25 protein-coding genes and 1 other RNA gene are annotated in these 26,616 nt (G+C 59.4%); 9 read left to right on the top strand and 17 right to left on the bottom strand.

Annotated elements, in window-relative coordinates:
- The 6 genes from mraY to rsmH form a co-directional block, all read right to left on the bottom strand.
- Positions 1-1,122: a phospho-N-acetylmuramoyl-pentapeptide-transferase gene (gene mraY, locus ACMHYW_RS04360; RefSeq protein WP_414501051.1), complete on the bottom strand. Its 1,122-nt coding sequence runs from the start codon at positions 1,120-1,122 to the stop codon at positions 1-3.
- A 108-nt stretch (positions 1,123-1,230) separates the two neighbouring features.
- The gene (locus ACMHYW_RS04355) at positions 1,231-2,601 is read right to left on the bottom strand and encodes a UDP-N-acetylmuramoyl-tripeptide--D-alanyl-D-alanine ligase (protein WP_414501050.1); all 1,371 of its coding nucleotides are present in this window, start codon (positions 2,599-2,601) and stop codon (positions 1,231-1,233) included.
- The gene (locus ACMHYW_RS04350; RefSeq protein ID WP_414501049.1) at positions 2,598-4,103 is read right to left on the bottom strand and encodes a UDP-N-acetylmuramoyl-L-alanyl-D-glutamate--2,6-diaminopimelate ligase; all 1,506 of its coding nucleotides are present in this window, start codon (positions 4,101-4,103) and stop codon (positions 2,598-2,600) included. The genes ACMHYW_RS04355 and ACMHYW_RS04350 overlap by 4 nt, the downstream gene beginning before the upstream one ends.
- Positions 4,104-4,130: 27 nt before the next feature.
- Positions 4,131-5,960 carry a peptidoglycan D,D-transpeptidase FtsI family protein gene (locus ACMHYW_RS04345; protein WP_414501048.1) on the bottom strand — a complete coding sequence of 610 codons (1,830 nt, stop codon included), beginning with the start codon at positions 5,958-5,960 and terminating at the stop codon, positions 4,131-4,133.
- Positions 5,957-6,295, bottom strand: a complete 339-nt coding sequence (ftsL, locus tag ACMHYW_RS04340) for a cell division protein FtsL (RefSeq protein ID WP_197714366.1) — start codon at positions 6,293-6,295, stop codon at positions 5,957-5,959. Before ftsL ends, ACMHYW_RS04345 begins: the two co-directional genes overlap by 4 nt.
- 10 nt (positions 6,296-6,305) lie before the next feature.
- The gene (gene rsmH / locus ACMHYW_RS04335) at positions 6,306-7,247 is read right to left on the bottom strand and encodes a 16S rRNA (cytosine(1402)-N(4))-methyltransferase RsmH (protein WP_414501047.1); all 942 of its coding nucleotides are present in this window, start codon (positions 7,245-7,247) and stop codon (positions 6,306-6,308) included.
- On the opposite strand from rsmH, the gene ACMHYW_RS04330 reads away from it, so the two are divergent.
- The gene (locus tag ACMHYW_RS04330; protein ID WP_414501046.1) at positions 7,246-7,434 is read left to right on the top strand and encodes a hypothetical protein; all 189 of its coding nucleotides are present in this window, start codon (positions 7,246-7,248) and stop codon (positions 7,432-7,434) included. The genes rsmH and ACMHYW_RS04330 overlap by 2 nt on opposite strands.
- Before the next feature lie 50 nt (positions 7,435-7,484).
- On the opposite strand, the gene rnpB is transcribed toward ACMHYW_RS04330, so the two are convergent.
- Positions 7,485-7,835, bottom strand: an RNA gene (gene rnpB, locus ACMHYW_RS04325) — RNase P RNA component class A.
- Positions 7,836-7,930: 95 nt separating this feature from the next.
- Positions 7,931-8,779 carry a 16S rRNA (cytidine(1402)-2'-O)-methyltransferase gene (rsmI, locus tag ACMHYW_RS04320; protein ID WP_414501045.1) on the bottom strand — a complete coding sequence of 283 codons (849 nt, stop codon included), beginning with the start codon at positions 8,777-8,779 and terminating at the stop codon, positions 7,931-7,933.
- A gap of 251 nt (positions 8,780-9,030) precedes the next feature.
- Between rsmI and ACMHYW_RS04315 the strand changes: the two genes are divergently transcribed.
- The 4 genes from ACMHYW_RS04315 (at position 9,031) to ACMHYW_RS04300 (ending at position 12,476) form a co-directional block, all read left to right on the top strand.
- Positions 9,031-10,836: a penicillin-binding protein activator gene (locus ACMHYW_RS04315; RefSeq protein ID WP_414501044.1), complete on the top strand. Its 1,806-nt coding sequence runs from the start codon at positions 9,031-9,033 to the stop codon at positions 10,834-10,836.
- Positions 10,833-11,213, top strand: a complete 381-nt coding sequence (locus ACMHYW_RS04310) for a YraN family protein (RefSeq protein ID WP_414501043.1) — start codon at positions 10,833-10,835, stop codon at positions 11,211-11,213. The genes ACMHYW_RS04315 and ACMHYW_RS04310 overlap by 4 nt, the downstream gene beginning before the upstream one ends.
- Before the next feature lie 41 nt (positions 11,214-11,254).
- Positions 11,255-11,848, top strand: coding sequence for a phosphoheptose isomerase (locus tag ACMHYW_RS04305; RefSeq protein WP_027705319.1), 594 nt, complete (start codon positions 11,255-11,257; stop codon positions 11,846-11,848).
- A gap of 73 nt (positions 11,849-11,921) precedes the next feature.
- Entirely contained in the window at positions 11,922-12,476 is a 555-nt protein-coding gene (locus ACMHYW_RS04300; RefSeq protein WP_414501042.1) for a BON domain-containing protein, read from the top strand.
- A gap of 141 nt (positions 12,477-12,617) precedes the next feature.
- On the opposite strand, the gene ACMHYW_RS04295 is transcribed toward ACMHYW_RS04300, so the two are convergent.
- The 4 genes from ACMHYW_RS04295 to rplM all read right to left on the bottom strand — a co-directional run bounded on the left by ACMHYW_RS04295 (position 12,618) and on the right by rplM (position 14,836).
- The gene (locus ACMHYW_RS04295) at positions 12,618-13,115 is read right to left on the bottom strand and encodes a ClpXP protease specificity-enhancing factor (RefSeq protein ID WP_414501041.1); all 498 of its coding nucleotides are present in this window, start codon (positions 13,113-13,115) and stop codon (positions 12,618-12,620) included.
- Between the two features lie 72 nt (positions 13,116-13,187).
- Complete coding sequence (locus tag ACMHYW_RS04290; RefSeq protein ID WP_027705317.1) at positions 13,188-13,820, bottom strand: glutathione S-transferase N-terminal domain-containing protein; 633 nt, start codon at positions 13,818-13,820, stop codon at positions 13,188-13,190.
- A gap of 178 nt (positions 13,821-13,998) precedes the next feature.
- Positions 13,999-14,391, bottom strand: a complete 393-nt coding sequence (rpsI, locus tag ACMHYW_RS04285) for a 30S ribosomal protein S9 (RefSeq protein WP_179949543.1) — start codon at positions 14,389-14,391, stop codon at positions 13,999-14,001.
- 16 nt (positions 14,392-14,407) lie between these two features.
- Complete coding sequence (rplM, locus tag ACMHYW_RS04280) at positions 14,408-14,836, bottom strand: 50S ribosomal protein L13 (RefSeq protein ID WP_027705315.1); 429 nt, start codon at positions 14,834-14,836, stop codon at positions 14,408-14,410.
- Positions 14,837-15,238: 402 nt separating this feature from the next.
- On the opposite strand from rplM, the gene ACMHYW_RS04275 reads away from it, so the two are divergent.
- Complete coding sequence (locus ACMHYW_RS04275; protein ID WP_414501040.1) at positions 15,239-15,682, top strand: ZapG family protein; 444 nt, start codon at positions 15,239-15,241, stop codon at positions 15,680-15,682.
- A gap of 115 nt (positions 15,683-15,797) precedes the next feature.
- Here ACMHYW_RS04275 and ACMHYW_RS04270 read toward each other — a convergent pair whose 3' ends face one another.
- Positions 15,798-16,775, bottom strand: a complete 978-nt coding sequence (locus ACMHYW_RS04270; RefSeq protein WP_414501039.1) for an NADPH:quinone reductase — start codon at positions 16,773-16,775, stop codon at positions 15,798-15,800.
- Positions 16,776-16,962: 187 nt separating this feature from the next.
- Here ACMHYW_RS04270 and ACMHYW_RS04265 point away from each other — a divergent pair, with 187 nt between their 5' ends.
- Positions 16,963-18,210 (top strand): exonuclease SbcCD subunit D, encoded by a 1,248-nt coding sequence (locus ACMHYW_RS04265; protein ID WP_414501038.1) that lies wholly within the window; start codon positions 16,963-16,965, stop codon positions 18,208-18,210.
- Positions 18,207-21,452 (top strand): AAA family ATPase, encoded by a 3,246-nt coding sequence (locus ACMHYW_RS04260; RefSeq protein WP_414501037.1) that lies wholly within the window; start codon positions 18,207-18,209, stop codon positions 21,450-21,452. Before ACMHYW_RS04265 ends, ACMHYW_RS04260 begins: the two co-directional genes overlap by 4 nt.
- Positions 21,453-21,494: 42 nt before the next feature.
- On the opposite strand, the gene ACMHYW_RS04255 is transcribed toward ACMHYW_RS04260, so the two are convergent.
- From ACMHYW_RS04255 to ACMHYW_RS04245, 3 genes are all read right to left on the bottom strand, one after another.
- Positions 21,495-22,577 carry a lactonase family protein gene (locus ACMHYW_RS04255; RefSeq protein ID WP_414501036.1) on the bottom strand — a complete coding sequence of 361 codons (1,083 nt, stop codon included), beginning with the start codon at positions 22,575-22,577 and terminating at the stop codon, positions 21,495-21,497.
- A 42-nt stretch (positions 22,578-22,619) separates the two neighbouring features.
- Positions 22,620-23,369, bottom strand: coding sequence for a deoxyribonuclease V (gene nfi, locus ACMHYW_RS04250; protein WP_414501035.1), 750 nt, complete (start codon positions 23,367-23,369; stop codon positions 22,620-22,622).
- A gap of 231 nt (positions 23,370-23,600) precedes the next feature.
- Positions 23,601-25,313: a DEAD/DEAH box helicase gene (locus ACMHYW_RS04245; protein ID WP_414501034.1), complete on the bottom strand. Its 1,713-nt coding sequence runs from the start codon at positions 25,311-25,313 to the stop codon at positions 23,601-23,603.
- A gap of 525 nt (positions 25,314-25,838) precedes the next feature.
- On the opposite strand from ACMHYW_RS04245, the gene ACMHYW_RS04240 reads away from it, so the two are divergent.
- A complete protein-coding gene (locus ACMHYW_RS04240) occupies positions 25,839-26,321 on the top strand; it encodes a YaiI/YqxD family protein (protein ID WP_414501033.1) in 483 nt (160 codons plus the stop codon).
- Positions 26,322-26,345: 24 nt separating this feature from the next.
- Here the strand turns inward: ACMHYW_RS04240 and ACMHYW_RS04235 are convergent, their stop codons facing one another.
- Positions 26,346-26,594, bottom strand: coding sequence for a hypothetical protein (locus ACMHYW_RS04235; protein ID WP_414501032.1), 249 nt, complete (start codon positions 26,592-26,594; stop codon positions 26,346-26,348).
- Positions 26,595-26,616: the final 22 nt, after the last annotated feature.

The following is a 26,616-nucleotide window of genomic DNA, read 5'->3' as shown; positions in this document are numbered from 1 at the left end:
TTAACGCATCTTGAGAGTAGCAAGTCCTAACAGCACCAGTACCACGCTGACGATCCAGAAGCGCACGATGACACGCGGTTCCGGCCACCCTTTCAGTTCGAAGTGATGATGCAGCGGTGCCATGCGGAAGATGCGCTTGCCGGTCAGTTTGAAGGAAGCCACCTGCAGGATGACCGACACCGTTTCAGCCACGAACACGCCGCCCATCACTACCAGTACGATTTCCTGACGTACGATGACGGCCATCAAACCCAGTGCCGCCCCCAGTGCTAATGCACCCACATCACCCATGAAGACCTGAGCGGGATAGGTGTTGAACCACAGAAAGCCCAGACCAGCACCAGCGATGCCCGCACAGAAAATAGTGAGCTCACCTGCCCCGCGAATGAACGGGATATGCAGGTAGCTGGCAATCTCAGCGTTACCACTGGCAAACGCGAACACCCCCAGCCCCATGGCGACTAGCACGGTCGGCATGATGGCCAGCCCATCAAGCCCATCGGTCAGGTTGACGGCATTGGAGCTACCAACCACGACCAGATAGGTCATGAGGATATAGGCCACGCCAAGCTGCACGGCATAGTTCTTGACGAACGGTAACAGCAGGCTGTTGTCCGACGGCGTGCCGTAGCCCTGCAGGAAGGACGGCAGATCGGCCCCTTGCGTATGCGCCACATAGAGAACAACACCGACACCGAAGCCCAACAGCGACTGCCAGAAGTATTTCCAGCGCGCCGGCAAACCTCGCGAATTCTTTTCGACGACCTTGCGGTAGTCATCGACCCAGCCGATGGCCCCGAAGCCGATGGTCACGACCAGCAGAATCCACACGTACAGGTTGGACAGATCGCCCCACAGCAAGGTCGCGATCGCAATCGAAATCAGGATCAGCACGCCGCCCATGGTGGGCGTACCCGCCTTCGACAGATGGGACTGCGGGCCATCGCTGCGCACGGCCTGCCCGATCTGGCGGCTGACCAGACGGCGGATCATGTACGGGCCAATCAGAATCGAGATGGCCAACGCCGTGAGCGTCGCCATAATCATCCGCAGGGTGCTGTAGGTAAAGGCGTTGAAAATGCTGGAGTACTGGACCAGCCATTGAGAAAGCAGAAGGAGCATCTGTCGTACTTACCCTTTGAACATGTTGTGAATTCTTGTCGCCCGAAGCGCCACTGCCGCCCCGTGCCCCAGTCTACCTATCGCCCACTGCGCTCGGGAATCCAGCGTTCAGGCACGCAGCTGTTCAACCAGCCGCTCCATATGCATGGCATGCGAGCCCTTGACCAGCACGCAGGCATGATCAGGCAGCGACCGGCGAGCAAAGGCCACCAATGCGTCCCAGTCCTCGAAATGCCGCCCATCGGCGGCCGCTGCCGCCGCACGGGCATCGTCACCGAACGTCACCAGCGATACGCCCAGCGCACGAGCATAGCGGCCAACGTCGGTATGCAGCTGAGCCGAAGCCGCACCCAGTTCACCCATCGCCCCCATAAAACACCAGTGAGGACCAGGCTGAGTGACCAGTGTCTCTAGCGCTGCCTTCATGGCGCCGGGGTTAGCGTTATAGCTGTCGTCCAGCACCCGCAGTCCACGCCGTCCTTCAACACACAGCATCCGCTGTGCATATGAACGGCAGCGGCTCAATCCTGCAACGATGGCCACATCCTCGACACCCACGGCATGTGCCGCCGCCGCGGCCGCCAGCGCATTGACAACGTTGTGCCGCCCCAACATCGGCAAAGTGACCTCTCCCACTACACGCTGCTGATGGCATAGCGTGAAGCGGAAGCCGTTTGCCAGCGGCATACAATCACGAACGTGCCAGCCTTCGACGTAATCCAGGCCAAACAGTTCCGGAACAGCCTGTATCCGACGTGACGCAAGTGACTGCCAGAACGGCAAATAGCGGTCAGTGGCCGGAAGAACGGCATGCCCAGATACCGATGTTGCAGAGAGAATTTCGCCCTTAGCCTGCGCAATCATGCCCATGCCACCGAACTCGCCCACATGCGCACCGGTCACGTTGGTGATAATGGAAACATCAGGACGCGCCAGTGCGGCTGTCCATGCAATCTCACCGATATGGTTGGCCCCCAGCTCGATCACCGCATAGCGATGCCGAGGCTGCAATTTCAGCAACGTCAGTGGAGCACCGATATCGTTGTTGAGATTGCCTTCAGTCGCCAACACCGCCTGCTCACCAACCGCTTCACTCAACAGCGTCAGCACCATCTCTTTGACCGTGGTCTTGCCGCTGTTACCGGTCAATGCAATCACAGTGCCCGTCCAGCGGTCACGTACGGCCCCCGCCAGCTGCCCAAGCGCCAGTCGGGTATCAGCGACGATCAACTGCCGACCCGCCACGCTGGGATACTGCTCGCTAAGGTCATGATCGACCACCACAGCGACCGCCCCGGCCTCCAGCGCTTGCTGAACATAGCGATGACCATCGAAGCGTTCACCGCGCAGTGCCACGAACAACATGCCTGGCGTGACAGCGCGCGTATCGGTACCAACGGCGGTGACCACCGTGTCCGCGGCCCCCGTCCAGCAGCCATGAATGTCTTCTGCCAACACCTGTAGCGTAACGTTCATCATGCCCTGCCCTCCTCGGCACGCGCCGCCAAGGCTTCAGCCGCGACCAGCGCATCGTCAAAGGGATGCTTGACGCCCTGAATGTCCTGATAGTCTTCGTGCCCTTTGCCTGCGATAAGGATGACATCGGCTGCGGCGGCCGCCTTCACAACGGTCGTGATGGCCTGACGGCGATCACCGATGTTCCATGCGGCATCAGGATGCTGCAGACCAACGCGCATCTGCTGACGAATCTGCTCAGGGTCTTCGGTACGCGGATTGTCATCGGTGAGCACGACATGATCGGCCTGTCGCTCAGCGATTGCGGCCATCTGTGGACGCTTACCGTTGTCGCGGTCACCGCCGCAGCCGACGATAGCCCAAAGCCGTCCCGGCACATGCTGATGCAGCGCCGTCAGAGCATTGTCAAGTGCATCCGGCGTGTGGGCGTAGTCAACGACGACGACCGGCATACCCGGCTCGGTAATGATATGCATGCGCCCGTGCACGGGGTGCAGCGACGCCACAGCCGTCAGCAGGCGAGCCAGATCGAATCCTTGCGCGTAGAGCGTAGCGACCGCTAGTAGCACGTTATCAAGGTTGAAACGGCCCAGCAGTGGCAAATCAATAGAGTGAACGCCTGTCGGTGTCGCCAGTTCGACATGCTGGCCCGTATGCGTGGGCTGCCAACCCGTAGCGCTGAAATCGGCATCACCGCCGTACGCATCCACACGCGTGACCGGGCACTGACAGCCTGCCAACATCAGCCGCACATGCTCATCATGTGCATTGACGATAGCGGAACGCAGCTCGGGACGCCTGAACAGACGCGCCTTGGCGGCGGCATAGCCCAGCATACTGCCGTGATAATCAAGGTGATCGCGGGTCAAATTGGTGAATACGCCAGCGTGGAGAGGAATACTGTCCAACCGCCCCTGATCCAACGCATGGGAAGAGGCTTCCAGCACCACATAGCGAATGCCATCAGCGTGCCAGCGAGCCGCCTGCTGCGCGACGGTCAGCATATGCGGGGTAGTGAAACCTGATGCCACAAGATGGCCCGGCTCCCCCATTCCCAGCGTACCGATTAGCGCCGCGCGCTCGCCCAGCGCATTCAACAGCTCAACGATATAGTGAGTCACCGAACTCTTACCGTTGGTGCCCGTCACGGCAATATGGCAGCCCTGCTGTGACTGCGGATAGAGCGCGGCGATCAACGCAGGCAGGTGGGCATTAAGGTCGTCGACCACCATCACCCGAGGATCATCCGTTTCGAACGGTGCCTCGGCCAGCACGGCAACAGCGCCCTGAGCCAAGGCGTGTTCGATGTAAGCGCGACCATCGCCAGCCGCACCGATCGCCGCAATAAACAGCATGCCCGGCGCAGCCTGACGACTGTCCTGCGTCACACCGGCATCGGCCGCCAGCGCATCAAGAGCGCCAAGCGACGTGCGAGGCCAAGTACGTGAAATGAACGAGCGAAGCCCCTCTCGATCGGGGCGCGGATAAAGCACGGACTGGGCCATCGTCATTCCTGTCACAGCTAAAGAGAATCAATCATTGGGGGTCGAACGCGCAGCGGCCTCAGCGGCACCCGGTTGACGGATACCGGTTACCTTGACGGCATCATCGGCATGGCGGCTGTTTTCACCGTCATCGCGCTTATCGTCGGGTGGCACATCAAGCATACGCAGCGCAGGCCCTGCCACGCGGGCAAACAGCGGCGCGGCCACGGCCCCACCGTAGTAGCCCCCCTGCTTAGAGTCGTCGATGGTGATGACCATGATCAGGCGTGGGTTGGTGGCTGGCACGATGCCAACGAAGTTGGCACGGTGGGAGTTGGCTTCATACTTGCCCTGTGCGCTGAGCTTGCGTGGTGTACCGCTCTTGCCAGCTACACGGTAGCCTTCGATGGCGGCACCACCGGCACCGCCGTATGGCCCGACGACGGTTTCCATCATCGCCAGCACTTGGTGGGCCGTTTGAGGCTGGATCAACTGCTCACCCTGCGGTGCTTCGGGCAGCTTCAGCAGCGAGGGTTTCAGATAGCGGCCGTCGTTAGCGATCGTGGTGTAGGCACTGGCCAGCTGTAGCTGGGAAACGGCCAAACCGTACCCATAGGCCAGCGTGGCGCGAGTGGATTTCGACCATACAGCAGGAATCGGCAGCGAACCGGCGCTTTCCCCCGGGAATGCCGTGCCGGGCGCCTGATTGAGGCGCATGCGGCGATAGGCCTGCCACAGCACGTCGTTGGGCAGTGCCAGCGCCAGCTGGGTCATCCCGATATTGGAGGACTTAGTGATGACCCCGGTCAGGGTCAGCTTGCCGAAGTTGCGCACATCACGAATGGTGAAGTTGTCCAGACGCATGTAGCCCGGCGAGGTATCGAGCGTCATGTCCGGAGAGAACTTGCCCGACTCCAGAATGGTCGCCATCGCCAAGGGCTTCATGACCGACCCCGGCTCCATCGCATCGGTGATCGGGCGGTTACGCTCGACCCCACCACTGATGTTGTTGGGGTTATAGGAGGGCACACTGGCTTCGGCCAGCACCTCACCCGTACGCGCATTCATGATCAGGATGGAACCGGCGTCGGCATTGTGAGCCTGCACGGTATTCAGCAATTCACGGTACGCCAGATACTGCAAACGCAGGCTGATCGACAGCTGGATATTGCGCCCCGGACTGGCTTCTTTGAAGAACAGCGGCATATCGCGCACCCAGTTGCCGCGACGATCCTTGAGTACCTTGCGCTCGCCGGGCACACCGCGCAGCAGTTCGTTGTAGGCACGTTCCATGCCTTCGCTGCCTTCATCATTGATATCGGTGATACCCACCAGCTGCGACGTCACTTCCCCGGCAGGGTAGTAGCGCTTGTATTCATTGCGCGATTCGATACCCGGCAATTTCAGCGCCTGGACCTGCTGAGCCTTGTCGGCCGTGATGCGACGCGCCAAATAGACGAACGAGCGATTGCGGTTGTGCTGATCCACCATTCGGTTGACGAAGGCGTCGACTGACGGCTCTTCAAGCGCCTTGGCCAGTGCGACCAAGTCTTGGCGTTCCATCGACATTTCACGAGGGTTACCGATCAACGTGATGACGGGGGTGGAAACGGCCAGCGGCTCGCCCTCGCGGTCCATAATGACCCCGCGGTTGGCGCTGATGATCTCGGTGCGCACGGTACGCGCATCCCCCTGTCCCTGCAGGAAGTCGTGATCAAGCACCTGCAGCCAAACGATGCGGCCGATCAGTGCGCACAGCCCCAAAATCAGGATCATGCGCACCAGCACCATGCGCCAGCTGGCGCTCGGGCCAAGCGGATTACGCTTGGAAGAAGAGGACTGACGAGAGGAAAAAGAGGAATAGCGGCGCTGAGTCATGGGGCCAGCACCTCAAGCTCACGCGTCTGAGGCACATGCATCATGAGACGATTGCGCGCCTCCACTTCGATACGGGAAGGAGAAGAATGCGTCCCTTCTTCGAGACGCAGGCGAGTCCAGTTGGCCTGCAGTTCATCCTGCTCGCGCTCAAGGCGCTGCAGGCGTCGGTACTGGTCTCGGGTCTGATGGGTCGTCGTGGTAATCACGAAAGCAGTCACAAGCACGGCGCAGAACATCACAAATATGCTGACGAGCGATGCCCCAAAGAACAAACGCGCCGTAAAACGATGAAGACGATGCAGTGGAGACTGTTCCTGCGTCTGAGTTTTGACCACGAGTGAGACCTTATGCCAATTTGCGCGCCACCCGCATCACGGCACTCCGTGCCCTAGGGTTGGCGTCGACCTCTTCCTTGGATGGCCGCTGTGCCTTGCCAACAGGCGCCAGCCGCCGATTGAGCTGATCTTCGCGCAGCGGTAACCCTTTCGGGATATCAATATCACCGCGCGCCTTGTCACGAATGAAGCGTTTGACCCGTCGGTCTTCCAACGAGTGGAAGCTAATAACGACCAGCACACCACCCGGAGCTAGCGCTTCCAGCGCGGCATCAAGTGCCGCATCTAACTGGCCCAGCTCATCATTGATATGAATGCGAATGGCCTGGAAGACGCGCGTTGCCGGATGCTTGTGCTTTTCCCACGCCGGGTGGGCAGCCTTGACTACCTCGGCAAGATCCACGGTACGCAGGAACGGTCGTTCCTTGCGACGCTGAACGATCGCCTTCGCCAACCGACGGGCATAACGCTCCTCACCGTATTCTTTGAACACGCGCGCCATCTCGTGTTCCTCAGCGTCAGCGATCCACTGCGCAGCGCTTACCCCATGCTCGGGGTCCATGCGCATGTCCAGCGGACCATCACGCAGGAAGCTGAAACCACGAGAGGCATCGTCAAGCTGGGGCGAAGATACGCCGATATCGAGCAGAATGCCCGACAGCTGACCGAACACACCCAGCTGCTGCGCCACGTCATCCAGCTCGGAAAACGAGGAGCGTACGAGCGTAAAGCGTGCATCGTCGATGGCCTGCCCGGCCTTCAATGCTTCGGGATCGCGATCAATGCCGATCAGGCGCCCTTCAGGTGCAAGATTCTTCAGTATGGCACGACTGTGACCGCCGCGCCCGAAGGTGCCATCAAGATAGTTGCCGGAAGGGTCATGTACCAGTGCATCGACCGCCCCCTCCAGAAGCACGCTGATATGTGGCGTTGAAGGAGACGACTGCGCCATGGCGTCAGTCACCGATGAAGAAGACGAGCGCATAGATGACATGATGTCCGTGGGTACCACACTGGCAAGAAAAATGGAGAGCCCGTTACACTCGCAATCTGCTCTGGGCAGCGGTTTTGCCATGACGGGCGTCATGACCGTGGCAACAGGTGCCTACGCTACCGTGACAAAGCGTGTGCTGCTGTGAAACAAATGCAGCGTTTTGGCTACGAGATGTAACGGGATATCGGGAAATCAGATGAAAGTGGCTCGATAAGCCGGGTTTTGTCGGGGACAATCATTCCTCTAGGACGCACGTCGCCGTACGCCTCAAGCAACCTACCCGAACCCTTGTACGGGCCGTACCATGGGGTTCCTATTTGGTCTTGCTCCGGATGGGGTTTACCATGCCACGCCTGTTACCAGCCGCGCGGTGCGCTCTTACCGCACCCTTTCACCCTTGCCGGCACTTGCGTGCTTAGGCGGTCTGCTCTCTGCTGCACTTTCCGTCGGCTCACGCCGCCCAGGCGTTACCTGGCATCCTGCCCTATGGAGCCCGGACTTTCCTCTCCCGGACCGAAGTCCGGCAGCGATTGTCTGAGCCACTTTCAGTGCGCGAGAATACCAGTGCCAGCAAGACGGCTCAACCGTAAATGTCACGATCGGCCCAGAAATATCATTCCGGCCGACAAATCTTTAGCCGATCAGCGCTGTTCTTTCAGTGTCTGGGCCTGCTGATACCACTGCTGCTTACGCCCCCCCAGTAGGCGCGCCGCAACCCCTGCTGCCTGCTTCACTCCCACGCCTTCTTCTAGCAGCGCTTCAAGCAGTTCGGTACTGCCGAACGCCCCGTCTTCTTCGCTGGCATTGTCAGCAGCCACATGACCACCGATCATCACCACGAACTCACCGCGCGTCTGATCAGCGTCCTCGTCCATCAGCGCCAGCAGCTCTGCCGCCGTGCCCGACAGAAAGGTTTCGAACGTCTTAGTCAGTTCGCGCGCCAGCACTAGCGGCCGTTCGCCCAGCGTATCGACGATATCTTCCAGCAGATAACGGATGCGATGCGGCGATTCGTACATCACTACCGTCGCCGTTTCAGCACGCAACGCCTTGAGCAATCCCTGACGAGCAGCGCGCTTCGCACTGGGGAACCCTTCGAACCGGAAACGATCAGTAGGTAAACCCGCTGCGGAAAGTGCCGTAATCAAAGCGCAGGGACCAGGAACTGGCACAACGCCCAGTCCACGGCTGCGCAGCGCATTGACGACGTGGTAGCCCGGATCGCAGATCAGCGGTGTACCCGCATCACTAATCAATGCGACATCCTGTCCCGCTTGCAGGCGTTCGCACAGCATCTCAATACGCGCACTTTCATTATGATCGTGCACTGAGATTAGCGGTGCCTTCGCCCCGATATGCTGCATCAGTCGCGCACTGTGCCGCGTGTCTTCTGCCGCGATCAAATCGACTTGGCACAGAATCTGGCGGGCGCGCACCGAAATGTCATCCAGATTACCAATCGGCGTAGCGACCACGTACAATATGCCCATTGTTTCGCCTCCCGGACCTGAGCGTGAAGACGAATGACGGGGGGAGTCATGAAGGGTTCTGCTGCGCGACATGCGATTGCTCCTGGATTGACTACGCTTCGGGTCAGAGGGGAACTGTCTGCGCCGCTGAAGGCGCAGACATCGACAAGGCCGTCGCCGCTCTGCCAGCGGCACTATACCTCAAGGCAGAGGTCTTGAGTAAAACGACCGCCACACTCATATGAATCACATGAAGACTGGGGAAAGAGACCATGCGTGACGCATTCCAACGATTGGCCGGCCTCGCATTGACGGCCACCTTGCTCGGAGGGTGTGCCTCAGCGCCTTCTTTCTTTGGCGGCTTCGGCAGCAATTCTCCCGAGCGGCTACTGACTGACGCACAGAGCCAACCGCTACCACAAGCGACGGCTACACGTCTTAAGGCGGCGACGCTGCTTTCCCAGCAGGGTGAACAGGGCCTAGCCCTCTCGATCCTCAGCAGCTTGGATGACCGCCTGCTTTCCCCTCAAGATCGCATTCAATGGGCACTGCTTACCGCCAGACTGGGGCTTGAACAGCACAACAGCGGCGCCACCTTCAAGGCCGTTGCCCTGCTTGAGAACTCCAACCTATCGCTGGCCACCGAAGATCGTCGCCAGCTGACCATCTATCGCGCACAGGCCTTCGGCGAACAGGGCGACCACCTCAAGGCTGCCTCTATGCTGCTAGACGCCCAGCGCCGCGCCAATAGCGATGCGGGTTACAACGACGCCATATGGCTGCAGTTGCAGCTGCTGAGCAACCCCCAACTGTCACTACTGCCCGGCAAGGATGATCTGAGTATCGGCTGGCAGGAACTGTCCGCGCTTGCGCGCAGCACGAGCCAGCAGGATGCACTACAGGCCGCCGTCCGCGACTGGCAACAGCGCCACGCCCAGCACCCCGCCGCCATACAGCTGCCAGCCGCACTGGCACAACTGGCCGGTCTTGCCGCTGTCGTCACGCCCTCCACGAGCACGGATACGCCATCAAGCAACGCCCAGGCACCGACAGGCACTCCTACGCGCATTGCCGTATTCCTGCCTCAGAGCGGTTCGCTCGCCCCCTTGGCCAAAGCAATCAAGGCGGGTATCGACACGCAACGCAGTGCACTTCTGAGCGCCGGACAGCCTGCACCGGACGTTGACTATTACGACACGACAACGGCGACGATCGACGATCTGTATGCTCAGGCCAAGGCCAAAGGCGCACAGGTCGTGATTGGGCCGCTCGACAAAGATGCCGTAACCGCCCTCGAATCACGCAGCGATGTCACACTGCCAACGTTGGCGCTCAACTACGGCAGCAGTGCCCAGAACGCCACGCAGTCGCTCTATGAGTACGGCCTGTCCGCTGAAGACGAAGCACGTCAGGCGGCACAGTACGCAGGCGACGCGGGCCTCACTCAGGCCAGCCTACTGACCCCCGACAACGACTGGGGACACCGCGTCGAAGACGCCTTCCGCCAGCAGTGGCAGTACCAGAATCACCAGATCATGACAGCGGTACGCTACGCGCCAACCGCACCGGTATCAGGCAGCGTGAAGACGCTCGCCGCGGTTGGCCGCCCGCAAATGGTATTCATGTTCGCCATGCCGGAATACGCTCGCCAAGTACCGCCATTCCTGAAATACCTGCATATGGACAACCTGCCGATCTACGCGACCTCTCACGTTTACACCGGCCGCGCCAATGCCTCTCAGGATAGCGACCTGAACGGCGTGCTGTTCCCCAACATCCCGTGGTACCTGCCTGAGCTCTACAGCGATAGCAACCCTATGCCTTATAAGGACAGCTATCAGCGCCTCAATGCCGACGGCAAGGCCAGTATCACATTGTTGAAGCTCAACGCCATGGGAGTCGATGCCTACGAACTGGCACAGCGCCTGGCACGCTTTAACGATAGCCCCGACACAAAACTGGAAGGCGCAACCGGCACGCTGCAACTGGACGCCAATCACCGCTTCCAGCGTCAGCTGCCATGGGCACGCTTCCAGCAAGGCCGCCCGACACCGGCCCAGCCTACATCTCAGTCGTGACACCGCCTCCACTGCCCGCGCCACGCGGACGCGCACTCGGGCAGTGGATGGAAACACTGGCATGCCGCTACCTCGAACGTCATGGCTTGCAACTGCGTACCCGCAACCATCATGCTCGCTACGGCGAGCTTGATCTGGTCATGACTGATCGCGACACCTGCGTATTCGTCGAAGTACGCTATCGCCAGCACAGCCAGCATGGCTCACCCTTCGACAGCGTCACCCCTCGCAAGCAGCAGCGACTCATTCTGGCAGCACAGCACTATCTGATGCAGCATGCACTGGATATGCCTTGCCGCTTCGATATCATCGGCCTCAGCGGCACCGTTCAGGCTCCCGATATCACTTGGATGCGCCACGCCTTCGATGCCTGCTGAACATCATTCACTTTCATTCACTCTTTGAGCCGTTCACGACCATGGATTTTCAGAACCGCATCCTCGACCAGTTCAACGCCAGCATCGACACCAAGACCTATGCGAGCGAAGTTCTGCCCACGTTCATCGAGATTGCCAGCCATATGATGGTCCAATGTCTGATCAACGACGGCAAGGTGCTGGCCTGCGGCAACGGCGGCAGCGCCGCGCTATGCCAACTTTTTGCCGCATCAATGATCAATAGTGAAGAGCGCGAGCGCCCCGGCCTCCCGGGACTAGCGCTGACCACCGACAACCCGGTCATGAGCTCAATCGCCAACAGCGCCAGCTATAGCGACATTTTCTCGCGTCAAGTACGCGCCCTAGGTCAGCCCGGCGATATCCTGATGGTACTGTCGACGACAGGCAATTCAGCCAACGTCATCCAGGCCATTCAGGCCGCACACGACCGTGAAATGTCCGTCGTTGCGCTTAGTGGACGCGACGGCGGCGATATGTCCTCACTGCTGGGGCAGGAAGACTGCGAGATTCGCGTGCCGGCCACGTCATCGGCCCGCATTCACGAAACGCACCTGTTGGTCATCCACAGTTTGGTCGATCTAATTGATCAACAGCTCTTTGGCCTGGAAGAATGAAATACGCCTGCGCGATCATGACAGTGACGTTCTGAATCGCCCAAGGTTTCACGAGAGAGAGACCATGATCATCATGAAGAAAGGATTTCTGCCCGCGGCAGCGCTGTGCGCGCTGCTTGGCCTGTCAGGCTGCGTCACTACCGGCTCACCCAACACGCTGGGACCCGCACGCAGCACCGATACCGTCAACGCCGACAATGCGATTGCTGACACCATCAAGATGCGTCTAAACGACGTGCAAGGCTTCTCGACCAGCCACGTCAACGTCGATGTCTTCAACGGCTATATCGTGCTGTCTGGACAGGTACCGCTTCAAGGCATGATCAGCCGCGCAGACGAAATCGCCCACAGCGCGGGCGGCGTACGCGGCGTCTACAATGGATTGGCGGTCGGCGACAACACTCCGACATGGCGCCGCATTTCCGACAGTATGATCACTGCTCGCGTGAATCGCGGTATCGACAACTCCACACTGTCATCACTGTCACGTGTTCACGTTGTCACCGAAAACGGAATCGTCTTTCTCATGGGTGCCATCCAGCGCTACGAAGCCGACGGTCTGGCCCGCATCGCGGCACAGGTCGATGGCGTCAGCGGTGTAGTAAAAGCATTCGAATACGTCGATTGACGTCCAAGGCAAGAGGCCAAGCAAACGCTGAGAGCCCATGCTCACCCAAGCAGCCCCTCCTCCTACGCATACGCAGCATAAAAAAAGCCCGACGCATTGAATGCATCGGGCTTTTCATCATTCTACGGGCTATGCGTGAGACTACTTAACTACACGCAGTGCAGGCCGACCTTTCGGCGGACGCCCACCACCACTCGGTGGTGGCGTGTCATCATCATGCTCGGAAGACGACGGGACAGGCGCTTGCTTCGGCTCGTCGGAAGCCTTCGGCACGCTTTCAAGCTTAGGCGCCTCTTCATCCAGCTCGTCTTCTGCAGGCGCAGGAATGACCGGCTCGTGCCCAAAGACCATCCCGGCCCCGTTTTCCTTGGAGTACACCGCAACCAGCGCCATGATCGGCACCCATACTTGCATGGGCTCGCCGCTGAAACTGGCGTTGAAAGTGATCATTTCATTGCTGATATCCAGATCACGCACCGCTGACGGCGCGATATTGAGCACGATCTGGCCGTTCTGTACGAACTGACGCGGCACAACCACGTCCTCCTGCATGGCATCAACGACGACGTACGGCGTGTTGTCGTTATCAAGCAGCCATTCATACAGCGCTCGGGCAATATAGGGGCGACTAGAAAGCATGGTGACCTCGGAACTCGGGAGGGTCGTGGCGGCCAGCCTCTGGAAAGGCCAGCTCACCTTGACGTTTCGCGCTTAGGAACGCAGCTCGCGTTCGCTGTCCAGCAGTGATTCCTGGAAGGACTCACGCTCGAACAGGCGCTGCATATAGCCTAGCAGAGGACGGCACTGCTTCTCGGGAAGATCGATGCCGACACTGGGCAGACGCCACAGGATAGGTGCCATACAGCAATCCACCAGCGAGAACTCTTCGCTCATGAAATAAGGCAGATCTTCAAAAATCGGACTGATGCCAATCAGACTTTCACGCAGAGATTTGCGGGCCTGATCAATTTCCTTCTTGGTACCGTTACCGGTCATCAGGATATCCAGCTTGCTGCTCCATTCGCGCTCAATGCGGAACATCCACAGACGGCTCTGGGCACGTGCAACGGGATAGACCGGCAACAGCGGCGGATGCGGGAAGCGCTCATCCAGATACTCCATCATGACCTTGGACTCATAGAGCGCCAGATCACGATCCACCAGCGTCGGTACGCTGTTGTAAGGATTATGGTCAGCCAATTCTGCAGGCGGATTGTTGTCATCCACTTCCAGAATATCGACAGATACGCCTTTCTCGGCCAGCACGATCCTGACACGATGACTTTTATGGTCGTTGCTGCCGGTATAGAACGTCATGGAAGAACGCTTGGCTACGACACCCATTGGAATCTCCTCACAATGATATTGCCCCGATTATACCATGTTATGGCCCATTACGGGGCGCCCAGGGCCGTACCCGCCTGCTGGCATATGCCATACAGACGAAAATCGCCCGCCCCCGAAGGGGACAGGCGATTTGTCGGTGCAACAGGCAACGCCCGCCACAGGGCTCCAGTAACGATTAACGTTTGGAGAACTGCGGACGACGACGTGCTTTGCGCAGACCGACTTTCTTACGTTCGACCTTACGAGCATCGCGGGTAACGAAGCCAGCTGCGCGCAGAGAAGGACGCAGGTCTTCGTTGTAGTCCATCAGCGCGCGTGCGATACCGTGACGGATAGCACCAGCCTGAGAAGAAGCACCACCACCAGCAACGGTGATGTACAGATCGAACTGTTCAGAAGTCTGAGTCAGTTCCAGCGGCTGACGAACCACCAGACGAGCGGTCGGACGACCGAAGTAGGTGTCGAGTTCACGCTGGTTGACAACGATCTTGCCAGTGCCCGCTTTCAGGAACACGCGTGCGGTAGAGGTCTTACGGCGACCCGTTCCGTAGTACTGCTGTGCCATGATGTAATTCCCTGTCAGATCAGATGTTCAGTTCTAGAGGCTGCTGAGCAGTATGCGGGTGGTTTTCACCAGCATAAACCTTGAGCTTCTTGTGCATGGCACGACCCAGCGGGCCTTTCGGCAGCATGCCTTTGACTGCGAGTTCGAGAACACGCTCAGGAGCGTGGTCGATCAACTGATCGAAACTCATGGAACGCAGACCACCCGGGTAACCGGTGTGACGGTAGTACTGTTTTGCGCCACCTTTCTTACCAGTAACGCGCACTTTCTCAGCGTTGATGACAACGATGTAGTCGCCAGTATCAACGTGAGGAGTGTATTCGGGCTTGTGCTTGCCACGCAGACGGCGTGCCAGTTCGGTTGCCAGGCGGCCAAGCGTCTTGTCCGTAGCGTCGACGACGTACCAGTCGCGCTTAACGGTCTGCGGGGTAGCGCTGAACGTTTTCATCGAGAAAATACCTTGTTCGGGTGTTTGATCACAAAGTCTGAAATGACTAAGTGATGCCCACCAATCCCTATTTTTCTTGAGTTGTCGACTCGAACGCTTGCGCCCTCACGGGTGCCCTGCCAACGATCGACAACAATGAGCGAGCGCGTAGTATACCCGAGACTTCGAAGCGGTGTAAGCCCCTCTCACACCCTTTTTTAGCCGCATCGGGAGATAAACCATGCACCTTTGAGGAAGCTTGATAAGATGAAAACTTCCCCTAAGTGGTGTATGACAGCCGCCTGACACGTATAATGTGGGCAGGACCTCAACGCACCAGTGCCTACCGTCGTCACGGTCAGTGCACTCAAGCCCAACAGGCACGCTGCAAGACCGGCCTGCCGCTGCGGAGAAAAGGATTCCATGAGTACGAGCTTGAGCATCATCCTGATCATCATTACCCTGCTGATCGGCGTCGGCGCGGGTGCACTTCTGCACAAGCTGCTGGGCCGCGGCAGTAACTACTACCGCCAGATGCTGGCCGAGCGTGACCGCGAAATCGACCAGATGCACACGCACATGCACCAGCACCTGAGCCAGGTCACCGACATGGCCGAACAGCTGCACACGCAGAGCCAACAGCTCAACCAGCTGCTGGCCCGCGAGACTCAGCTGCTCGATAGCGATATTGAACTGAAGCGCCGTGTGCGTCTGCTCAACGGGCAGAGCGCCATGACGGAAGAAGAGGAAGAAGCGGCACTGTCTCTGCACGCTCCGCGCGACTATGCCGAAGAAGTAGATACCTCCCCGCTGTCGTCAGCATCGGATGCACGCCAGAACGATGACCCGCAACCGCCGCGTTACTGAAGCATCTCCGTCCGCTCGACGGAAGCCACAGCTAAAGAAGTCGCAAACAAAAAGGCTGCCTTAAAGGCAGCCTTTTTCATTTCATGGGCGGTGCCCGCCGTTCCCCATAGACTCATCAGGGCAGCAATACGTGCAGCCCCATCAGTGCCCGTGACGCCAGTGCTTCCTGCGCATGTCGCACATCCTTTAGGGCAAAACGGTTGCGCGGCGTAGCATCAATATGACCTTCACGGATCAGCTGGAACAGTTCATCGCTCATCGCCTGTGTGTGCTCGGGCGTGTCAGCGTAGTGCTTCAGCGTTGGGCGCGTGACAAACAGGGACCCCTTACGGTTCAGAATACCCAGATCCACGCCCGTCACTGGGCCGGAGGCATTGCCGAAGCTGACCATCAAGCCACGCGGCTCAAGGCAATCGAGCGAATCTTCCCAGGTAGCCATGCCCACAGAGTCATAGACAACCGGACACTTACGCCCTTCCGTCAGCTCCAGTACGCGCTCGGGCACAGATTCCTTGGCATAGTTGATCGTGGCCCACGCCCCTAGCGACTTAGCCAGGTGCGCCTTTTCATCCGTACTGACCGTACCGATCAGCTTGACGCCCATCGCACGCGCCCACTGGCAAGCAATGGTGCCAACGCCACCCGCCGCCGCATGGAAAAGAACGGTGTCGCCCGCCTTGAGCGGATAGGTCTGACGGAATAGATACTGAACGGTCAGCCCTTTCACCATGACCGCAGCCGCTTGCTCACAGCTGATATCATCAGGCAGATGCACCAGGCGACTGGCAGGCAGACACAGCTGGTCGGCGTAGGCACCGCGACCGACCGAGGCATAGGCCACGCGATCACCTACCGCGAAACCGCTGACGTCTTCCCCGACAGCGTCAATGACACCAGCCCCTTCGCCGCCCAGCCCCGCCGGAAAACTATCGACCGGATAGAGCCCTTCACGATAGTAAATGTCGATGAAGTTCATGCCGATGGCTTCGTTGCGTACGCGGACCTCGCCCTTGCCAGGCGCTTGCGGCTCGAACGTCACCAGCTCCAGCACTTCAGGTCCACCGTGCTGCTTGAATTCCACTCGTACTGCCATTGTCATTTTCTCCTCTCGCACCAAGCCTTGTTGTTCTTGCAGGGTCGGCAACGCCCTTACAGATGTCTTATCATGACACCATACACCCACATCATGCCCTGGGGCATATCAACACCTGCCGAACACCTTGATTTTCGGCTACTCGCTGCGCTTCACGTCATACCGCACCGACTCATCAGGATAAGGCATGCGCATTCTTCACACGGCAGACTGGCACCTGGGACAGCAGTTTCACGGCCATGATCGCCTCTATGAACAGCAACGATTTCTGGATTGGCTGCGCACACTCATCGTTGCGCGGGAAATAGACGCGCTGCTGATTGCCGGCGATATCTTCGATGTCGCATCGCCATCGATACGCGCTCAGCGTCTGCTGTACGACTTCATTGTCGAACTGCACCATCAGTGTCCGGCGCTGACCATTGTCATGATCGCGGGCAACCACGATAGCGGAGCCCGCATCGAGCTGCCCGCCCCGCTGATGCAGTCACTGCGCACACATGCCTTCGGACGCCTGCACTGGTGTAGCACTGCCACGGGCGAGCGCCAGCCCAACCTTGATGATCTGTGTGTCCCACTGACGGATGCCAACGGCGCGGTACGCGCATGGTGTCTGGCGATGCCGTTCCTTCGGCCATCCGAGGTGTGCCAGCACCCGCTCGACTATGCCGAGCGGGTCTCGGCACTTCATCACCAGCTGTGTGAACACGGCATGACCCAGCGTCAGCCAGGGCAGGCCCTGATCGCCATGGCCCACCTTCATCTACAGGGCGGCAAGGTATCGGAAGACAGCGAACGTCCCATCGTGGTCGGCGGAGAAGAAGCCCTGTCATCGTCCGCCTTGTTCCCTGCTGCCATCGACTATGTGGCGTTAGGCCACCTGCATCGCGCCCAGCAGGTAGGTGCCGCGCACATTCGCTACGCGGGCTCACCCTATCCACTGGATTTTTCCGAGCGCCATTACCATCACCAGGTGATCGAACTGACATTACAGGATGACCTGCTACCGCCGGAGCTATACGTGCATGAGGTACCGCTTAGCGTACCGATGGTCATTGTGGGACCGCTTGCGCTGGAAGAGCTGCCTACCGCTCTGAACGACTTGCCCGAGCCCGCCGACCCTGACCGCCGCGACACATGGCCATGGCTTCAGATTAGAGTGCGGCTGGAAGCGCCACGCCCCGACCTGCGCCACCAGGTCGAGCAGTGCCTGAACGACCTCAAGGTGCGCTTAGTGGCACTGACAGCCCACTATCCCTCCGATGATGACGACCAACAGCCAGCACTTCAGGCCGGGCAGCAGCTGGATGAAATGGGCCCCGAAGGTTTGTTCGTTCACCACTGGCAACAGCGCTATGGACAGCCTCCGGACAAACAGGTCCAACAAGATATAGCCTGGCTGATCCAGCATGTTCACGACGAGGAGGACGCATGAAGATATTAACCCTGCGTCTATGCAATCTGGCAGCGTTCGCGGGCGAACACACGCTTGATTTCACCCGCTCACCGCTTTCGGAGTGCGGCCTGTTCGCTATCACAGGGCCAACAGGCTCAGGCAAAAGCACGCTGCTCGACGCCATGTGCCTCGCCCTATTCGGCAGCACCCCTCGCCTGCGCCAGATGCCCGGTGCCGGCACACTGCCACAGGACGACAGCGTGCAGCTACGCGACCCTCGCACTCTGCTGCGCCGCGGCTGCACCCATGCATTTGCCGAAGTGACGCTCATGGGCGTCGATAACCTGCGCTACACCGCCTCATGGAGCGTTCGCCGCGCGCGCAACTCGGTTACCGGCAAGATCCAAAACAGCGCTCAGGTACTGCGTCGCCTTGATCCTGAAGAACAGCTCATCACGGATGGCAAACAGGATTTCAGTCGCAAGCTGCCCGAGGTGCTCGGACTGAGCTTCGATCAGTTCACCCGCGCCGTTCTGCTGGCACAAGCTGAGTTCAGCGCGTTTCTCAAAGCCAATGACAACGATCGCAGTGCACTGCTGGAGCGCCTGACCGACAGCGATATCTATTCGCGCATTTCGCGCCGTGCCTACCAGCAGTACCGTGAGACCAAACAACAGCATGCTGAGCTAGCAACGCACTTAGAACAGACCCGCCCCTGCGATGAAACGGAGCGCGCCCAGCTGGACAATGCCGTTCATCAGGCGCACAGCGATCTGGAGCACCACCGCGCTCAACTGACGGCATTGGAAGAACAGCACCGCCAACTGAACCAGCGACGCACTCTGGTTCACGACTACCACTCGCAGCAGCAAGCCTTTGCGGCACTCGACCAACAGTGGCGACAGTGCGAGGACCAGCGCGAGCAATGTGTCGCGCTTGACCGCTTCGCAGCGATCCGAGAAACACTACAGGAATGCCGCGATCAGCAGCAGCGCCACAAAGCACTGAGTGAGGAAGAGCAGCGACGCACTCTCGCTGTTGAGAGTGCAGCGTCGGCCACCGCGCTCACGGAACAGGCTTGGTCACAGACCCGACAGCAGCGCCAGAGGCTTGAGGAACAGCAACGCGAAGAAGCCCCCCGACTGGACGCGGCGCTGGCACTGGAGCAGCAGCTCCAGCACCTCCGCCAGCAACGCAAGGAGACCACGGACTTACTGGCGGCACTCGATAAGCAGCAGCGCCTGAGACTCGAACAGCTGAAGCAACTCGATGATGCTCATCACGATGACCATTCGCGCCTCAACGCTCTACGCCAGCAGCGTGCGTTACTGACAACACTTCCGCCATCACAGCGCCTGCATTCACTGCGCCAACGCATAAGCGCGCTCGATCAGCAACGCCAGCGCTGGATAAAGCGACAGGACACCGCCCAACGGTTGGCCTCCCATCAGCAGCAGCTTGACGATTACCTCGCCCAGCAGCAGCAGGCCGACGCAACCCTCTCACAGCGCCAACAATGCTGCCAACAGGCAGAGCAAGCGCTGACACATGCCGCCAACCATCATCAGCGTCTGCACGATGCACTGCTGGCCTACAGCGAACAGACGCTGGCGGCACTGCGCCACCTGCTCAGCGATTCAGCTCCCTGTCCCGTCTGCGGCAGCAGCGAACATACGCCACCACCGCCGACCGCGATGGCACTTGTCGAGGCACAACGCGAAGCCGCACGACAACAGCTTGAGCCCGCACGACAGGCTCTGGAAACCGCTCGCGAGCAGTACGAGAACGCGCAGCAACAACGCCACCAAGCAGAACTGGCCCTAACGAAAGCCAAGGCCCACAGCGAGCAGGCACACCAGATCGTCGTGCAACTGATGGCAACGGAAACCGTCTATCCGCTCATTCACTGTCAATCACGTGTGGATGGCATTCAGCAGCGCCACCAACGTGCCACGCGACAGGTTGAAGCACTCGACGACTGCATTGCGCGCATCCATTCGCTGGAAGAACAGCTGCAGGACGCGGAACAGCAACGCCAACGCCTCGAGGGTGCGCAGCAACACGGTAGCGCTCAACGACTCGACGTCGAGCACCAGTATGAACGGTTGGAACAAAGAATAGAGGCCGAGCAAACCAAACTGAGCGACCAGCTGGGCACTCACACCTCCGCGCGCGCGTGGAAAACGGCTCGTGACGCCGCACTCCAGCAGGCCCGCGACAGCGAGCAAACCGCACTGGAACAGTTTGAACGCTGCCGCACGGAGCAGGACTCCACGCGGCGCGCGCAGCAGGAACACCATGCGCAATGGCTAACCCACTGCTCACGCATGGAAACACTCACGGCTCAAGTGGACGAATGGCGCGCCGCTCAACCACCAGCGTGGCAGAGCGATGAAGCGCTGACACGCCTGCTGGCCATCACGCCTCACGAACACCATGCGTTGAAAGAGACCCTCACTCGGCTCGACAACGCACGCCACGACGCCGATATCCGTCAGCGCACCTATCGGCAGCAGTGCGACATCCAGCTCGATGATGACCAATACACCTTGCTCGATACTCCTGCCACACTGCTGAATGTCCTAGACGAACAGTTGATCAAGGTTGATGAGCGCCAGCAGGCCCAACGCCAGCAGGTAGAGGCTCATCAGGAGCGCCATGAAGCAGCTCGGTCGCGCCAGCGGGAAGATGACCAGCGACGTCAGCGCTATGCCGAACTCACCGATCAACACCAGCACGCCGAGCAGGAACTGGAGCGCTGGGGCAAAATCAGTGGCCTGATCGGCTCAGCAGACGGCGCCTTGTTCCGCAAGATGGCCCAGCAATGGCATCTGGACATGCTGGTCGTGCATGCCAACCATCACCTGCAGACGCTGGCTCGCCGCTTCAGTCTTAAGCGCGGCGGCACTGAACTGGGGCTGATGATCGTTGACCGAGAAATGGGGGATGAAGAGCGCTCTGTGCACTCGCTGTCGGGAGGGGAAACGTTCCTAGTATCGCTAGCGCTAGCACTCGGCTTGGCCGCCATGGCATCAGACCGACTGCTGATCGGCACACTGTTCATTGATGAAGGATTCGGCAGCTTGGATACCCGCGCTCGCGCCATGGCAATGGATGCACTTGAAGCACTGCAGGCACAAGGCCGCCAGGTGGGCATCATTTCGCACGTACAGGAACTGCATGAACGCATTCCCGTACAGGTGCAGGTGTGCCCGGGTGGCCGAGAAGGATCAAGCCATCTCAAGATATCCTCGCCACGCTCGCTGCTTGATCTCGGTTAACGCGACGTTTGGGGCCATGCGACACTACATGGCCCCGTGCGGTCAATGCGGCAATGGCAGTAGCAACGCACACGCCGGCTGATCGACAAACGCGCACTGCTGCATATGGGTCAGATAGCCACTGTGCTCATCACGATCGAACAGCTGAAGCGTGCCGCTGCCCTGATTGCAGACCAATACATAACTGCCATCGGGAGTAATCTCGAAATGGCGCGGCATCACGCCTTCAGTCTTGAGCCGCTGGATACGGCGCATCGTTCCCTGCCCGCCATCCAGAGCGAAAACAGCGATTTCATCGAAGTCACCACGATTGGAGGCATACAGGAAACGTCCATCGGCTGAAATGGCCAGTTCACCGCCCTCGTGCTCCTGCTCACCCCACGCTTCCGCAAGCAGCACATACTGACGCAGACGCAGATCACCATCCTGGTAGTCGAAAAGATAGACGCAGCCGTCCAGCTCCCCCATTACATAGGCAAAGCGCCCGCAGGGAGAAAACTTCACCTGCCTCGGCCCACTGCCCCGCGGCAATTCGATACGCTGCATTTTATCCAAGGCCAGAGGACAGCCATCACCACTTTCATCCAGCAGTGGATAACGGTACATGCAGTCGTTACCCAGATCACAGACCAGCAGATAGCGCCTATCCGGAGTCGCGGCGGCGAAATGTACATGCGCACCCTGCTGCCGCTCGGGCTGTGCACCGCTCCCGCCACCATAGGTGATGACTGCAACCGGATCGTGCAACTGCCCGTGCCGATCACACGGCACCACGGCCAGCGAACCACTGGAATAGTTCGATACAAACAGGAAACGCCCCTGGGGTGATACCGCTACGTGACAGGGGTCCGAACCTTTCGTGGGCACGGTACTGATAACTTGCAGCATGCCGGTATGCGCCTCTAACCGGTAGCTGCTGACCCAGCCCTCACGATCGGCACCGATTTCATGGGTGGCATATACACGCGCCCCCTCTTCGTCGAGTGCCAGATAAGAAGGATTGTCAGCAGGCGTCAGCGCCCATTCACGGCACTGAAACGGCGCACATTCCAGCCTAAAATGATGGATTCCCTTACTACTGCTGCCTGAGGTATAGGTCCCCAGCAACAAATGATAATGCGTCATGTCGACCTCCTTGTCGGACCGTGAAGCACCGCACAGCGCGACTCACACTTGATTCTGCCCCTCAGAGCGCGCTTCCCGCATCAACACACCTTCCTGGGTGCGGCGTGATGCCAAGCGATCCGCCTGGCGCGTTGGTTCTGGCAACTTATAGCGCGTCAGGCAAGCACGCACCCAGTCGCACGCCGTCTCAAGAGAAATACGATGGCCCTGCGAAATATAGAGCGGCTTAACGCCCTCACGCGAACGCATGACACGCCCCACTTCCTCCCCCTTATCAATCAGGGGGACCGTTGCCCCTTTCACATCGGGTACATCCGCATGGCGACCACACAGACGGCTTTTGCCCACGCCAATGGACGGCTTGTCAAGCCACAGCCCCAGATGAGTAGCAATTCCCATCCGGCGCGGATGAGCGATCCCCATCCCGTCCACCATGAGTAGATCGGGGCGATGCTCAAGGCAGGCATATGCTTCCAGAATAGCGGGCAGCTCCCGAAAAGATAGCAGACCGGGAATATAGGGCATGGTCGTCGGCTGCCGATGCAGCACCTGCTCGACCACCCTCAGCGAGGGATATTCCATCACCACGATCACCGCCCGCGTTAATGACGGGGCAGCAGGGTCCACGCGCGCATTGCGCTTCGGATCGAGCGGCTCGAAGCCCACGTCGACCCCCGCAATCAGATCAACAGACGCAGGCAAACGGTCCTCTCGTATCACCCGCGGCGCTAACGCTTTTTGCAACTGGATGGCCGCTCTCGGATCTTCGATCCACGCATGCAACTGCTCCATATCGCCTCCCCTTGCTGCCGGTACTCAACCTGTCTTGGTCTCGGTCTCGGTCTCGGTCTCGGTCTCGGTCTTCAGCATATCACTTCATCTTGCACCGCGATCTCAAAGCCTTTCTTTCCTTTTCTCATTCGCCAAAGCGACCGCACCAAACGACAACGCCCCCGCTACCACAGGGGCAGCGGGGGCGTTGCATGACCGAGAAGGCGTCAGCCTTGCCCGATATCGAACGACTTACGCCGGACGATGCTCTTCACGGCGACGTTCCGGACGACCAGTGTCTTCACTGATGTCCAGCGTACGACCCGCAACGCGAGCGCGCGCCATTTTCGCCAGAGTAGCGGCCGGCAGGTTGTTCGGCAGTTCGACAGTGCTGAAGGACTGACGAATGTCGATACGACCGATACGCGCGCCTTCGATGCCACCTTCGTTTGCCAAAGCGCCTACCAGCTGACCCGGCTTGATGCCTTCACGATGACCAACGGCCACGCGATAGCGCGTCATGCCTTCACGCGGACCGCGTTCACGGCGCGGGCCACGTTCGCTACGCTCACCGCGAGGACTACGCTCGCCACGGCCACCGCGATCGTTACGATCATTGCGGTCGTTGCGGCTATCCTGACGCGGCAGCGGACGAATCGGTGCTTCATCAGCACGAGCCAGCTGAGCAAAGACAGTAGCCAGATCCAGCGGATCGTAACCTTGAGCGACCAACTCTTCAACCAGTGCACGTTGTGCCATGGACGATTCGCCACTCAGGGCTTCGATAGCACGCGCCTTGAAGCGTTCGTCACGATGCGCACGCAGTGCCTTTTCATCAGGCAGGGCGATGGATTCGATGCGCTGACCGGTAGCGCGTTCCAGCCACTGGATACGACGCATTTCACGGCCACCGACGAAGGTGATCGCGGTGCCTTCACGTCCCGCACGACCGGTACGGCCGATACGGTGAACGTAGGCTTCGGTATCGTGCGGCAGGTCATAGTTGATGACGTGCGTGATGCGCGGCACGTCAAGACCACGTGCGGCTACGTCTGTCGCGACCAAAACGTCGATTTTGCCGCGTTTCAGACGCGCAACGGTGCGCTCGCGCAGGCTCTGATCCAGATCGCCGGACAGTGCTGCAGCTGCTACGCCACGCGCAGACAGGTGTTCAACAACGGTCGTACAGGCGGCACGCGTACGTACGAAAACGATCGCGGCGTCCATGTTCTCGACTTCGATCAGGCGGGACAGCGCTTCCAGCTTGGCACTACCTTCTACGCGGCACATACGCTGCGTGATGGTGGTAGTAACCGCCTTCGCTTCGATCTGCACCTTGACCGGATCAACCAAGTAACGGTTGACGATCTTTTCGATCTCGTGCGGCAGTGTCGCAGAGAAGAAGACGCGCTGAGCCGTCTTCGGCGTGTCACGCAGAACGCGCTCAACATCGTCGATGAAGCCCATACGCAGCATTTCATCAGCTTCGTCCAGCACGAGGGCGGACAGCCCGGACAGGTTCAGGGAACCGCGGTCCAGGTGGTCGATAACGCGCCCCGGCGTACCCACGACGACCTGAGCACCAGCACGCAGACTGCGCAGCTGGTCACGGTAGTCCTGACCACCACACAGCGTCACAACTTCCAGGCCTTCGATGAACTGGCCATAACGACCAAAGTTGACGGCTACCTGCTGAGCCAGCTCGCGCGTCGGCGCCAGCACCAGAACTTGAGCTTCACGACGCGAAACATCGAGACGTGACAGCATCGGCAGCGCAAAGGCCGCCGTCTTGCCAGTACCCGTCTGGGCCTGACCCAACAGATCACGGCCTTCCAGCAAGGAAGGGATGGTCTGAAGCTGAATGGGAGAAGGGGTCGTGTATCCGAGGATATCAAGAGACCGGAGAACAGCGGGCAGCAGCCCAAGCGTCTGGAAATCAGACGAGACATCGGACATCGAAGTCATTTCACACCTTACACGAGCCGGACAGGCCCACCCTGCATGACAGCTATATGAAGGAATTCCCTCATACATAGATGCAAGGTCGACGAACACGGCGATACATGGAAATTCAGGCCACCCTACGAACCACGTGGCCGAATCGCACCTGACATTGTCGGACGGCCATCAGCGGACAGCTGATGACACCATTCCTCATGCACGCACCAGTGGAGACCGATATACCAGTAAAGACAAAGCGTTAAGCCAATACATCGACAACAGGCCATGGGGCTTGTCATTCAAAGTACCCAACGTGACGCTCGCCATACTGATATCTTTCCCACACTTACAAGCCATCACAGGCTTGCCGCATGACCGAATGGACGCTGACGCATACCGGGACAAATCGAGTCCGTCCGGCATCGACAGGACATTGGGAGGGGGCGAATCACTATTGAGGGTAGGGTCTGCACATAGCGAAGAAAGCGTATTCTATCACCAAAAGGGATAACATGCCTATGCCTTTATGACCATTACACAAGGTTTTTAATGAACACTACCCCACAGATTGCCATCTGGGTCGATGCTGACGCCTGCCCACGCGCTATCCGCGAGCTTATTGTTCGCGCCGCCGTACGCACTCAACTACCGGCCTGCTTCGTCGCCAACCACCTCGTGCCACTGCCCCGCACACCGTTCGCGATTGCCTTGAATGCCCCGCAGGGTGCCGATGCCGCCGACGCTCTGATCGCCGAACGCGTACAGCCCGGTGCACTCGTAATCACGGCCGACCTGCCTCTTGCATCCGATGTGCTTAAGAAAGGCGCGCTAGTGCTCACCCATCGCGGGGAACCGCTCACGCTCGACAACATTGGCCCACGCCTCAACATGCGCGACTTCATGGAAACGATGCGCGCCAGCGGTGAACATCACGGCGGAGCGAAGCCGCTGGGACCACGTGATATCCAGCAGTTCGCTAACGCCTTCGACCGACAGCTTGCACGTCTCCCCCGCCCAGCGCGTTCCACGTGAACAGTCGTGCCCCGATATTGTGGCTCAATGCGCTTTCGACGTGACACCCAACGCGTATTGAGCCCCATGCCCTTCGCGCCCTTTAACTGCCACACGCCCAGCGCCACGGTCTGCGGGGTCTGCGGGGTCTGCGGGGTCTGCGGGGTCTGCGGGGTCTGCGGGGTCTGCGGGGTCTGCGGGGTCTGCGGGGTCTGCGGGGTCTGCGGGGTCTGCGGGGTCTGCGGGGAGCGAACACCTTTTCAAGGCGACCATCAAGCGAATTATCAGTGCCATGCCAGTGCCGAATCACAGATAC

It is taken from the genome of Zymobacter sp. IVIA_12111.31 C1 (genome assembly GCF_047495495.1).
Classification (GTDB): Bacteria; Pseudomonadota; Gammaproteobacteria; order Pseudomonadales; family Halomonadaceae; genus Zymobacter.
The sequence above is the reverse complement of the archived record's forward strand: the minus strand, read 5'-3'. Positions and strand labels throughout refer to the sequence as shown.

Coding starts and splice junctions, on each gene's coding strand:
- mraY (WP_414501051.1), bottom strand. CDS start 1,122: ATGCTCCTTCTGCTTTCTCAATGGCTGGTCCAGTACTCCAGCATTTTC.
- ACMHYW_RS04355 (WP_414501050.1), bottom strand. CDS start 2,601: ATGATGAACGTTACGCTACAGGTGTTGGCAGAAGACATTCATGGCTGC.
- ACMHYW_RS04350 (WP_414501049.1), bottom strand. CDS start 4,103: ATGGCCCAGTCCGTGCTTTATCCGCGCCCCGATCGAGAGGGGCTTCGC.
- ACMHYW_RS04345 (WP_414501048.1), bottom strand. CDS start 5,960: ATGACTCAGCGCCGCTATTCCTCTTTTTCCTCTCGTCAGTCCTCTTCT.
- ACMHYW_RS04330 (WP_414501046.1), top strand. CDS start 7,246: ATGGCGTCAGTCACCGATGAAGAAGACGAGCGCATAGATGACATGATG.
- rsmH (WP_414501047.1), bottom strand. CDS start 7,247: ATGGCGCAGTCGTCTCCTTCAACGCCACATATCAGCGTGCTTCTGGAG.
- rsmI (WP_414501045.1), bottom strand. CDS start 8,779: ATGGGCATATTGTACGTGGTCGCTACGCCGATTGGTAATCTGGATGAC.
- ACMHYW_RS04315 (WP_414501044.1), top strand. CDS start 9,031: ATGCGTGACGCATTCCAACGATTGGCCGGCCTCGCATTGACGGCCACC.
- ACMHYW_RS04305 (WP_027705319.1), top strand. CDS start 11,255: ATGGATTTTCAGAACCGCATCCTCGACCAGTTCAACGCCAGCATCGAC.
- ACMHYW_RS04300 (WP_414501042.1), top strand. CDS start 11,922: ATGAAGAAAGGATTTCTGCCCGCGGCAGCGCTGTGCGCGCTGCTTGGC.
- ACMHYW_RS04295 (WP_414501041.1), bottom strand. CDS start 13,115: ATGCTTTCTAGTCGCCCCTATATTGCCCGAGCGCTGTATGAATGGCTG.
- ACMHYW_RS04290 (WP_027705317.1), bottom strand. CDS start 13,820: ATGGGTGTCGTAGCCAAGCGTTCTTCCATGACGTTCTATACCGGCAGC.
- rplM (WP_027705315.1), bottom strand. CDS start 14,836: ATGAAAACGTTCAGCGCTACCCCGCAGACCGTTAAGCGCGACTGGTAC.
- ACMHYW_RS04275 (WP_414501040.1), top strand. CDS start 15,239: ATGAGTACGAGCTTGAGCATCATCCTGATCATCATTACCCTGCTGATC.
- ACMHYW_RS04270 (WP_414501039.1), bottom strand. CDS start 16,775: ATGGCAGTACGAGTGGAATTCAAGCAGCACGGTGGACCTGAAGTGCTG.
- ACMHYW_RS04265 (WP_414501038.1), top strand. CDS start 16,963: ATGCGCATTCTTCACACGGCAGACTGGCACCTGGGACAGCAGTTTCAC.
- ACMHYW_RS04260 (WP_414501037.1), top strand. CDS start 18,207: ATGAAGATATTAACCCTGCGTCTATGCAATCTGGCAGCGTTCGCGGGC.
- ACMHYW_RS04255 (WP_414501036.1), bottom strand. CDS start 22,577: ATGACGCATTATCATTTGTTGCTGGGGACCTATACCTCAGGCAGCAGT.
- nfi (WP_414501035.1), bottom strand. CDS start 23,369: ATGGAGCAGTTGCATGCGTGGATCGAAGATCCGAGAGCGGCCATCCAG.
- ACMHYW_RS04245 (WP_414501034.1), bottom strand. CDS start 25,313: ATGACTTCGATGTCCGATGTCTCGTCTGATTTCCAGACGCTTGGGCTG.
- ACMHYW_RS04240 (WP_414501033.1), top strand. CDS start 25,839: ATGAACACTACCCCACAGATTGCCATCTGGGTCGATGCTGACGCCTGC.
- ACMHYW_RS04235 (WP_414501032.1), bottom strand. CDS start 26,594: ATGGCACTGATAATTCGCTTGATGGTCGCCTTGAAAAGGTGTTCGCTC.